At 44.9% G+C, this 11421-nt stretch carries 10 protein-coding genes and 1 pseudogene; 8 read left to right on the plus strand and 3 right to left on the minus strand.

The features are described 5' to 3' along the window. Window positions 1–180 precede the first annotated feature (180 nt). Window positions 181–2544 carry a DUF1989 domain-containing protein gene (locus ACIG3F_RS15575; RefSeq protein WP_396470483.1) on the minus strand — a complete coding sequence of 788 codons (2364 nt, stop codon included), beginning with the start codon at window positions 2542–2544 and terminating at the stop codon, window positions 181–183. 173 nt (window positions 2545–2717) lie between these two features. Between ACIG3F_RS15575 and ACIG3F_RS15580 the strand changes: the two genes are divergently transcribed. The 8 genes from ACIG3F_RS15580 (at window position 2718) to ACIG3F_RS15615 (ending at window position 10702) form a co-directional block, all read left to right on the plus strand. Beyond that, a complete protein-coding gene (locus ACIG3F_RS15580; protein WP_396470485.1) occupies window positions 2718–3866 on the plus strand; it encodes a sensor histidine kinase in 1149 nt (382 codons plus the stop codon). A 3-nt stretch (window positions 3867–3869) separates the two neighbouring features. Then, entirely contained in the window at window positions 3870–4562 is a 693-nt protein-coding gene (locus ACIG3F_RS15585) for a response regulator (protein WP_312051417.1), read from the plus strand. 3 nt (window positions 4563–4565) lie between these two features. Next, window positions 4566–5348 (plus strand): PAS domain-containing protein, encoded by a 783-nt coding sequence (locus ACIG3F_RS15590; protein ID WP_312051418.1) that lies wholly within the window; start codon window positions 4566–4568, stop codon window positions 5346–5348. Window positions 5349–5463: 115 nt separating this feature from the next. Beyond that, window positions 5464–6828 carry an NAD(P)-binding domain-containing protein gene (locus ACIG3F_RS15595; protein ID WP_396470488.1) on the plus strand — a complete coding sequence of 455 codons (1365 nt, stop codon included), beginning with the start codon at window positions 5464–5466 and terminating at the stop codon, window positions 6826–6828. A 187-nt stretch (window positions 6829–7015) separates the two neighbouring features. Then, entirely contained in the window at window positions 7016–7546 is a 531-nt protein-coding gene (locus ACIG3F_RS15600; RefSeq protein WP_396470490.1) for a dimethylamine monooxygenase subunit DmmA family protein, read from the plus strand. Then, window positions 7543–8487, plus strand: coding sequence for a PDR/VanB family oxidoreductase (locus tag ACIG3F_RS15605; RefSeq protein WP_312051421.1), 945 nt, complete (start codon window positions 7543–7545; stop codon window positions 8485–8487). Before ACIG3F_RS15600 ends, ACIG3F_RS15605 begins: the two co-directional genes overlap by 4 nt. Window positions 8488–8504: 17 nt before the next feature. Then, a complete protein-coding gene (locus tag ACIG3F_RS15610; protein ID WP_312051422.1) occupies window positions 8505–9524 on the plus strand; it encodes a DUF3445 domain-containing protein in 1020 nt (339 codons plus the stop codon). 47 nt (window positions 9525–9571) lie between these two features. Continuing rightward, window positions 9572–10702, plus strand: a complete 1131-nt coding sequence (locus ACIG3F_RS15615; protein ID WP_312051423.1) for an aminomethyltransferase family protein — start codon at window positions 9572–9574, stop codon at window positions 10700–10702. A gap of 104 nt (window positions 10703–10806) precedes the next feature. On the opposite strand, the gene ACIG3F_RS15620 is transcribed toward ACIG3F_RS15615, so the two are convergent. Both ACIG3F_RS15620 and ACIG3F_RS15625 read right to left on the minus strand, forming a co-directional pair. Further along, window positions 10807–11145: a P-II family nitrogen regulator gene (locus tag ACIG3F_RS15620; RefSeq protein ID WP_312051424.1), complete on the minus strand. Its 339-nt coding sequence runs from the start codon at window positions 11143–11145 to the stop codon at window positions 10807–10809. A gap of 122 nt (window positions 11146–11267) precedes the next feature. Further along, window positions 11268–11421, minus strand: a pseudogene (locus tag ACIG3F_RS15625) (formyltetrahydrofolate deformylase); the annotation flags it as partial.

The following is an 11421-nucleotide window of genomic DNA, read 5'->3' on the forward strand; positions in this document are numbered from 1 at the left end:
TTGAGTTTGAAGCAATGTACTATGATAAGATTAACCCGTTAGGTCAGGTGGCCTAACTTAAATAAAAAAGTCTCCGACAAACCCGGTACGGTTCAGAAAACCTCTTTACCTTATTAAACAAGATGAAGAGAACCCAGCCGAGGCCAGGTTCTCTTCGTAGTTGGTTAAAGGGATCTGTTGCTAGGAACGTACACGAGTACGTTCAGGATCATAAAATGGCAGGGTCACTACTTTGGCACCAAGACGCTTTTTGTGACCGTCTAGATGTCCAACTTCCAGTGCTATGTCAGCTTGAGCATATTCTGGTGCCAGTCGGCACAGCGCGATCTGTTTTTTCAACAAGGGGGAAAGCGTACTGCTGGTCACTACACCAACAGGAAAACGTCCAGCATAGATTTTATCGCCATGATGTACGGGTTCATTACCATCTAAAACTAGTCCCATTAGTTTTTGTCGACTAGCTGGATTTTGGTTTTGCAGGGCTTGTTTGCCAATAAAATTCTCTTCTTTGGTTTTCATCGGTACGGTAAAGCCAATGCCAGCTTCAAACGGATTGGTTTCAGCATCAAATTCATGCGCTGCAAAAATTAACCCTGCTTCAATACGCAGCATCTCTAATGCATCAAAGCCCATTGGCACAATTTCAAATTGTTGACCTTCTGTCCAAACGGTATCCCACAATTGTTCTGCATGGCTAGGGTGACACCAGATTTCAAAGCCAAGTTCGCCTGTATAGCCGGTACGTGACACCATGAGTGGAATACCCGTTGGGCCACCTAACTTACCTAAAGTGAAATGGAACCAAGCTAACTTTTCTAAAGAAGGTTGATGCTCCGGCATCCAGATGATTTTACTGAGCAATTCACGACTTTTAGGTCCTTGAACTGCCAAATTATGAATCTGTTGTGAGGCATTGCGGATACTGACCTGATAGCCCATTTCCTGTGCTTTCTGCTTGAGCCAAATTCCAGAATATTCATCTCCGCAAATCCAACGGAAGTTCTGCTGACCCATACGGAAGATCGTACCATCATCCACCATACCTCCAGTTTCTAGGCAGGAGGCGGAGTAGGCAATTTCACCAACTGCCAGCTTTCGGACATTCCGGGTGAGAACATATTGCATAAAGGCTTCGGCATCCGGGCCAGCAATATCAAATTTACGCAGGGCACTCAGATCCAGCATAGCTACACGTTCACGGCAAGCCAGATACTCTGCTGTTGCTCCCCAGCCATCATATTCATTGGCGACCCAATAGCCTTTATATTCACTGATTTTGGAGGTAAGTGAATTGATTCTTGAAAAAAATCCGGATGACATGGTCATTCTAGGCTGCTCCTCAGGCGTGATCCGGTAATGCTGGGATCTGTTGAAGTATTCTGTTTCGGCATAAATCCGGACATGAATGTCAGTCGGTATCCAGCCATTGGATGGATCAATGTCATCCGGACAGGCGGAGCTGGCACAGATCAGGTCACGGTTGGCTCGCAACAGCACATAATCCCCAGGTCTGGACCACGGTTCGTCCATACCGATCCTGCCGCAGTCCTCGACAAAGGTGTTATAGAAAAAGTTAATAGCAGGCCAGGATGCACGTGATGCGATGTGATAAGGTTTTAGTACCTGGTTAAAATTTTCTGTACAGGAAATATGACCAAAGTAGCCGGAGTCTTCATAGAATTTAGGGCTGCAAGCAGTTAAAAACATATCATGGCGTCCGACAGTATCTTGTACTACTTCTACTAGGTTTTGCATGTCTGTACCATAAAAACGAGAATGCAGTCCAGGTCTGGGTACGGCTTGGCCTAGTACTGTCCGGGTTGCTACAGCATCGAGACCAATCTCAACCCCTTGAGCCAGTGCATGCTGGTCAAAGGCCAGAAAGTCTGAACATTGTTTTCCTGAAACATCAATAATCTGAATCCACTGGCCTTTTTTCACCGTATAAGTGCGTGCAGAGGCACGTAGCACATGAATTTCCTGGACAGGTTTGGCCAAAGGTTCTGGCAGGTACTGCTCCATAGGCTGTGCTTTATACAGCCTAACTGAGAGTTCTTCCAAGCTGAATGGCAGAGTAATGTCCTGATCTAAGCCAGTATTGAATACATACACTTGAACAGGCTGATTTGCACGAAGACGTATAGCGTGCTGATCTGTGATCTGCCAAGACTGCTGAAGCAGATCCTGTGATAGCTGATAGTGATCGAGTTGATGCTGCAAAGCTTGAGCAGAAGGTGTCTGTTGCTTGAGCTGTGCTAGGGTCTGTGCCGCTGGACTTATAGTATAGGGCGTCTTAAGGCTTTCGAGTGCTTCGAAAAATGGTTGAGCTTTTTCATTGAGTGCCAGAAGTTCAACAGTCTGTTCAGATAAACACAGCTCAATTTCATCCCCAGTATCTAGATAGAAACATTGTAGAGTTTGAGGATCCACCCGTAGATGGAGTGTCCTAATCGGCTGCAGCAGATGGATAAAGGCATCCTGAAAGGTGTCTATTGTATTCGGTGCAGATAAATGTCCCATATGCTCACCAAAGGTCCATATCATTCTTTGATTATCTTTCCCTTTTTTCAACGCTGCTTCTATTTCTCTGAGGGGATACCTCTCATGGGATAGATGACAATTGGCATGATTAATGCTCAAAAATTATAACTATTAAGAATAATTTTGAATCATTAGTTTTATGGAACGATATGAGTGCAAAAATAATGGATTATGAAATGAATGCATTATTTGAGCCCGGACAAAACGGCATGCTTGCTCAAGTCAAGCAGCTTCAGCAGGAACTGGCAGCTCACAGGTTTGAGTCCTATTGTCTACATCTGAAAAATCAGCTGAGCCGTATTCAGGATTTGAACAGTGAGTTGCCCAAATGTCTGGAATACCTGAAATGGCAACAACCTGTGGAACATATCCCGGAATGTGCTGTTGTGCTGTGTTATCCGTTTACTCAGGAATGTTTTATCTACCATGCGGTAGAGGAGGGGCTGGGAGCATCAGCTATCGCACGGATCCAGCAGATACTGCTACCTTTGTCATCACATAGTGATATTCAAAGCTGGGCGGAAACGGTGTACATCGGTCAGCATGTTGCAGATCTAATGCTGGTCGGTCAAGACTTTATGGTATGGCGACTGTATTTGAATATTAATGATAGCCACCAGGCTTATCAGCCTTTGCTTCGGCAGCTGGATGAATGTATTCAGCAAGGCTTTCAAGAACGTGATCAGCAGAAACGTTATATACAGGATGTGCTGCAGCTGGAAAGAAAAGCATTTTCAGCAGATCTGCATGACAGTATTGCGCAGATTCTTGGCTTCTTAAGACTGAAATCAGCACAGTTGTGCCAACAGTGTAAACAGGGCAAGTATCCAGAATTTTCTGAACAGGTCGAAGAGATTTCTAGTTATACCCATTATGCCTATCAGCAGGTGCGTGAACTGATCACTGCATCCAGATTAGCCTATCAGGAACTCGATTTTATTGTGGCTTTAAAAAAAGTCATTCAGGAATTTGAACAGCAGTCCAGTATTGTCTTTGAACTCGATCATCGGGTGCATCACGTCAGTATCCTGCCCAGACAGTCTGTACAGGTGCTGTATATCGTGCGGGAAAGCTTAAGCAATATTGTGCGTCATGCTCATGCGTCATATGCCAAAGTGCTGCTAGAAATTCGAGCCGGCCATCTATATATGACTATTTCTGACAATGGACAGGGGATTCGTCCAGAACTTAAACGTAAAGACAGCTTTGGACTGGAGATCATGCAGGAACGTGCAGAGCGGATCGGGGCGGTGCTTCGCATTTATCCGCTACAGCCACACGGGACTTGCGTGGATTTAAAATTACAGTTGGCTTCGGAGGACTGATTCATGCCATCTATACAGGTCAGTATTGTTGACGATCATGCACTATTTCGTCGTGGGGTAGCTGATATCATCCGGCAGTCTGATGACTTTAGCCTGATGCAGGAATATTCATCAGGATATGATTTTATCCAGTCACTCGATTATGTTTGTCCAGATATTCTTTTGCTGGACATTCAAATGCCGGAAATGTCGGGCATTGATGTGTTGAAAGCACTGAGCTCTTGTGAGCATCAGCTCAAGATTGTCATGCTGACAGCATGTGAGGAGGAGCAGGCTTTGCTGGATGCATTGCGTTATGGTGCACATGGATTTTTAGCCAAAGATACTTTGCCTGACGTGATCCTGGAGAATCTGTACCAGGTGTATGCAGGAAAAACGGTATTGCAAGAGAGGAGTATTCATATTCTGGCACAGCAATTCAGAAGCATGCCGGTTCAGAAACCTGCGTCTAGACAACAGCATAATGCACATTTGTTGCATGATATGACCCAGCGCGAACAGGAAACACTGAAGCTGATAGCCAAAGGACTGAACAATAAATTGATCGCAAGGGAACTTGGAATTAGTGATGGCACAGTGAAAGTATATGTGAAAAATCTGCTGCGTAAATTGAATGTGCACTCCAGGCTGGAGCTTTCTGTTTGGGCACACCAAAACCTGAATCTTTCAGAATTCAGCGCTGTAGAAGAGGGTTGAACCATGTCACCCATAATTTCAGACATACATTCACTGAATAATAATGCAGTACTGGAACACTGCTGGACGCCTGTCTTCGAACAGCTACGGGAAACTGTCTTGATTTTTGATGAACAGATGCGAATTCTCAAGGCCAATCAGGCTTGGCACAATTTCAGCCATGCTGGCACAGGTGATTTAACCACACAGCTTTATCCTGAAGATTTATATTGTTTCGTCAATGAAATGCAATCACAACTGGGTAAACCAGTGCAGATTCGGCTCATTGATCATCGACAAGCACTGGCATGGTTTGAGGCTACTATTAAAAAAATTGAACTTGAGTCTCAGGGTGCAGGTTCGTCTAGGCGAATCTGGTGCATGATCGCCCGAGAGCAGACAGATCTGGTTAAAGCACGTAGTGTCAAAGATGCACAGCAGCGTATGCTAAAAGGCATCCTGCAACGGATGCCCATTATGATGTACCGTTCACGTAATAACCGTGACTGGACTATGGAATATGTCAGTGAAGGCTGTCAGCGGATTACGGGGCACAATGAGCAAGAACTCCTCAATACTCCACTCTATGGCCAGCTGATCCATCCAGATGACCGGGAGTATGTCTGGCAAAACATCCAGCAGGCACTAGAGTGGCATGGCTGCTTTCATATCCGTTACCGGCTAATGGATGGCACAAACCACGTGCGCTGGGTACAGGAAATTGGTCAGGGTGTATATTCTGACAGTGGGATGGTGCTGGGAGTAGATGGCATCGTCTTTCAAACACAAGCTGAAACGCTGCATTAAAATTAAAAAAAATATATACAATTATGTACTCATTCTGAGGAATTACCTGAATGCTCGCCACACGCTAAGTTATTTGCAACACCGCATTTGTTTAATACAAACATGGAGATCCACCATGACACGAGTTGCAATTATTGGGGCTGGGCCAAGCGGAATGGCGCAATTAAGAGCATTTCAGTCTGCCCAGGCCAAAGGTGCTGAAATTCCAGAATTAATTTGCTTTGAAAAACAGTCTGACTGGGGTGGTCAGTGGAATTATACCTGGCATACAGGTATGGATGAGCATGGCGAACCGGTACATAGCAGCATGTACCGCTATTTGTGGTCAAATGGGCCAAAAGAATGTCTGGAGTTTGCTGATTATACCTTTGATGAGCATTTTGGCCGTCCCATAGGTTCTTATCCACCGCGTGAAGTCCTGTGGGATTACATTAAAGGACGTGTAGAAAAAGCCAATGTCCGCCAATATGTACGTTTCAATACTGCAGTACGCTATGTCAGCTTTGACGATGCAACCCAGCTGTTTTTAGTGACGGTACATGATTATGCTGATGAGCGAACTTATAGTGAAACATTTGATTATGTCGTGGTGGCGTCTGGACATTTTTCTACACCGAGAATTCCTGAATATCCAGGCTTCGAAAAATTTGGTGGGCGTATTTTACATGCTCATGATTTTCGTGATGCACTAGAATTCAAAAACAAAAATGTGTTAATTGTCGGCAGTAGCTATTCCGCAGAAGATATCGGCTCGCAGTGCTATAAATATGGAGCCAAAAATATCATCAGTTGTTACCGTAGTGCCCCAATGGGCTATAAGTGGCCAGAAAACTGGTCTGAACGGCCACAGCTGACCCATGTGGATCAGACCCATGCTTATTTTCAGGATGGCAGTTCAGCAGCTGTAGATGCCATCATTTTGTGTACAGGCTACCTGCACCATTTCCCATTCATTGAAGGATCCCTGAGTTTAAGAACCAATAATATCCTGTATCCGTTAAATCTGTACCAAGGATTGGTATGGGAACAGAATCCGAAACTGTTTTACCTAGGCATGCAGGATCAATGGTATTCCTTCAATATGTTTGATGCACAAGCCTGGTTTGCCCGTGATGTCATGCTGGGCCGTATCACATTGCCGTCTCTGCAGAAAATGCAGGCTGATACATTAGCATGGCACGAGGCAGAAAAATCCCTGGAGAATGTGCATGCCATGTATAAGTTTCAGGGGGATTACATCATGCGTTTAATTGAACAGACGGATTATCCGACCTTTGATATTGAAGGTGTGCGGCAGACCTTTTTGGCCTGGAAAAAACATAAGAAAGAAAACATTATGACCTTCCGGGATCATACCTATCGTTCTTTAATGACAGGTACCCAAGCCTCCCCACATCACACTACATGGCTGGAAGCACTCGACGACTCCCTAGATGCTTATCTACATGCTGGATCTACAGTAAAGCAAAAAGCAGGATAATTCTTCTACTCTAAAATAAAGTTCCTTTTCGGCAGAACCTGAGCCTTCGGTTCTGCTTTTTTTATGCAAGGTTGGGTTGCAGACCAGCTGAATACCTCAAATGGGGTATGTTTTTTAGGGAATAGTGCAGGACTCAGAAATCCTTTAAATATTGAACTATAACGTTTTTAGGGGATGCGTTCAGCTGATGTCGAACACTATGCACAGTACACCAACTTATCAGAATTACCGCGATATTCGAATTTTTGCATCATCCTATCTGATTGTGTTGGAACGGGAAGATGATGTAGTGCTTGAACAGATTAGAGGTCATTTAGGCGAAGCTACCCCATATCAGCTGCTGATCCAGCCATCTGCGGATGAATATGGACTAGAAGCAGTGCTGTATGCCCTAACTCAATACCTGAGTCAGGCCAAGGCAGGCGTACATAGTATTGTTGTAGGCAATGAAACTTTTATCTGGAAAATACAACGCTCTTTGACTCAGCTGGGCTGTTTGAAAGAAGAATTTACCCAGATCCTGCATGCAGACGGGCAGCCAAAGAAGCAAGTGTACTGTGTACATTGTGGTCATCAGCAAATTACCCAAGAAAAAGAATACTGCACCTGTGAACAGTGCAAAGTTCATCTCATGATACGTACTCATTTTTCACAGCGACTGGGTGCATATATGGGCGTCTGTGCAAATGCTCATCAGCCAATGGGAGCAGCATCATGAGTTTAAATATTTCTGTACGCGTTAAAGAAATTCAGCAGATTACGCCGGTTATTCGTGAATTTAGTTTTGAAGCAGTGAATCAGCAATTGCTGCCGTTTTCTTCAGGCAGTCATATTGTGGTGCAACTGCCGTTGCCTGACCGGGTGCTGTGTAATGCATATTCATTGCTGAATGACCCTTATGATCAACATGAATACAAAATTGCCGTACGCTTGCAGGAACAGTCCCGTGGCGGCTCCAGATATCTGCATGAACAGGTTAAAGTGGGTGACCAGCTCAGTATTTCAGCCCCCCTCAATCTGTTTTCGATTCACTCTCAGGCCCAGCATCATGTCTTTATTGCCGGAGGCATTGGTATTACTCCATTCATGTCACATATGCGTTTTATGTTGCATGCAGGTGACAGTTTTGAGCTGCACTATGCCTGCCGTGATGGTCTCAGCAATGCCTATGAAGCAGACTTGAAACAATTATTCAATGAGCAGGTGCATATCTATTCGGAAAAAACACAGCAGCGACTGGATGTCGAAGCGCTGCTGAGCCAACAGCATTTGAATACTCATGTTTATATCTGTGGTCCTGAGCGTCTGATTCAGGCTGTTACTTCTAGTGCTAAAAAACTGGGCTGGTCGCCAAATCGGGTGCATTGGGAAGCATTTAACTCACCGGCACCGGGTATTGCATTTGATGTGCATCTGACTAAATCCGATAGAAACATACATGTAGCCAGTGATTTCAGCATGCTGGAAGCACTGGAAGCTAACGGGGTAGAGATACCCAATCTTTGCCGCGGTGGGGTCTGCGGCCAGTGCGTAACGCCGTACAGTGCGGGAGAAGTGGAGCATCTGGATCATTATCTCAGCCTACAGGAACAACAAAGTCTGCTGATGCCGTGTGTTTCGCGTGCCAAAGCCGGGCAATGCCTTCATTTAGATATATAACAACAGGGGAAAACGCAATGACCGTGCAATTCAATCCCAATGAAAACATGCATGATGAGTTCAGCTATTACAACAGCAGAAAAGCAATCGAACGTTTTCCATTTCCATTTCCAGAAGACCAATACATGTATTCGGTCAATATCGAACCAGCAACGTCAAGGCCAGGGACTATTTTTGAACATTGGTTCGATATAGACGAGCATTATGTTACGGAAATGAATGAGCGTCGTCTGACCCTAGCACAGGATCCTAAACGCTGCATTATCATGCCACATATGCTGCAGGCGAGCTGGGATTTTCTGGCGATGGTCATGGAGCGTTACGCTACAGATTATCCAGAGCATTTCCAACTCAGCAAACAGGGTAATGAATGGCACTGGATCAATCGGCCGCTGAATATTGATCAGCAGTTTGTTTTTGGAGATACAGAAACACTGCCAATGCATCCGTTTGAATTCATCAGCCGCCAGTTTCAGGGTGATGTAGCGATTCTGGATCAGCGTGACGGGGATCTATTTATGGACACGGGTATGATTACTGGCCCTGCTGATTGGTCATTGAATTTCGATGCTGGCATGAGCTTCAAGCAGTGGCATTCACCAGTCCCACAGTTAGCCCATAACTTGGGGGTATTCGATCGAGCACTGAAGTTCCTGTTGAACATTCAGGTTGGGCAACCCTACCGTCGTCTGAATTGGACTATGACGGTCAATCCACGTATGGATACCTCATCCGAAACTTATCACCTCTGGGGACATGAACGCGGTCTGGTCACAGCTGAAAATGCCGGTCATATGCTACATCTGCGTGTCGAACTGCAGATGATGCCACGCCTGGCACCGAGCAATGCACTGCTATTCAGTATTCGGACTTATCTGATCAGCCTGAATGACCTTTGCACGAATCCAGCTTGGGCTCAGCGTTTGCATCGTGTGATCCGTGATTTGCCAGAGCCTATTGCCGACTATAAAGGTATTAGTGAATACCGTGAACCCCTTGTGCAATGGCTGAGTCAATTTGATTCAGACAGCAATTAATTCTTAGCAACTGATAAATCAACTATTCATTTAAGGAATCTAATCGAATGGCAAATTCTTGGCGTATTTCAGCCCTGGCTACTCATCACCGTCAGCTTGGCTCAAAACTAGAAGACTGGAACGGGATGGGCACCGCATGGACTTATAACTCTGATATTGCAGATCACTACACTGCAATTCGTACCAAAGCTGGTTTGATGGATGTTTCAGGCCTGAAGAAAGTGCATTATGTAGGACCCCATGCAGAAAGCCTGCTGGAATATGCCACTACACGGGATATTTCAAAACTCTATCCGGGCAAGTCCGTCTATGCCACGATGCTGAATGAACAGGGTAAGTTTGTAGACGATTGCGTGATTTACCGTACTGGACCGAATGCTTTTATGGTGGTACATGGTACGGGGATTGGTCATGAAATGCTGGTACGTTCAGCTGTGGGACGTCAAGTGGCGGTCCTGTTTGATGATGACCTGCATGACCTGTCGCTGCAGGGGCCTCTTGCGGTAGATTTCCTGGCTGAACATGTGTCGGGCATCCGGGATTTGCCATATTTTCATCATCTGCAAACCAAGCTGTTCGGTGCTCCGGTGATGATTTCGCGTACTGGCTATACAGGTGAGCGTGGCTATGAGATTTTCTGTAAGGCAGCCGATGCACCGATGATCTGGGAAACCATCCTAGAGAAGGGGGCTTCTTATGGGATTATTCCTTGTTCATTTACTACACTGGACTGGTTGCGTACTGAAAGTTATCTGCTGTTTTTCCCTTATGATAACTCTGAATATTTCCCATTTGAAAATGACACCTGTGGAGACACGCTGTGGGAACTGGGACTAGATTTTACCGTTTCTCCTACAAAAGGTGAGTTCCGTGGCTGTTATGAGCATCGACGTTTACAGGATAAAGAACGCTTTAAAATATTTGGTGTACTACTGGAAGGTCCACAAGCCTCAGAAATGGGAGATACACTTTGGGATGGTGATAAAAAAATTGGTGTGATCACTTGCGGTATGTACTCACCATTGACCGGGAAATCTGTGGCAATTGCTCGTGTGGATGTGGACTATGCCGTACAGGGCAGACCGATCCAGGTCAAAGGTAGTTTAGAAGTGAACGCTATCACTCACACTTTGCCATTCGATGATCCACAAAAGCTGAAACGTACAGCAAAAGGCTAAAATCGGTTACTGCACTGCCTGCCTTCGGGTAGGCTTTCTATTGAAGAATGATCACCCATATAAAAAGCTGCCATCAGGCGGCTTTTGATCAGTATATTCCTGACTTAAATTGCAGCTTCGCCAGTTTCTCTAGTACGGATACGGATGACTTGTTCCAAGTTAACCACGAAGATTTTACCATCTCCGATTTTACCTGTTGAGGCAGTTTTAGTAATTGCTTCAATTGCTAGGTCAACCTGATCATCTGTCACAGCAATTTCCAGTTTCATCTTCGGAACAAATTCAATGTTGTATTCTGCACCACGGTACATTTCTGTATGACCTTTTTGGCGACCTGCACCTTTGACTTCGGCGACAGTTAAACCCTGAATACCTTTTTCAGACAGTTCACTACGTACCTCATCGAGTTTGAATGGTTTAATAATTGCTGTGATTAATTTCATGAGAATCCCCATTATAAAAAATAATTATTGTTTAATAATTAAGCAAAATTAATGCCGAGGTGGTGGTTTTTTAATGAGATAAGTGCTGTAAATATAAGTTATTTTTACACCACTAGACAGGATCACTTGAAGACTACGGTTCGATCATCATTCAGGAATACACGATGTTCAGAAAAATATCTCACCGCTTTGGACAGGGCAACTGTTTCGGTATCACGGCCTATAGAAACCAGGTCATCCGGTAAATAGGCATGATCCACACGCTGTACTTCCTGT

Source organism: Acinetobacter sp. NPDC052428 (genome assembly GCF_044547685.1).
GTDB lineage: Bacteria > Pseudomonadota > Gammaproteobacteria > Pseudomonadales > Moraxellaceae > Acinetobacter > Acinetobacter lwoffii_G.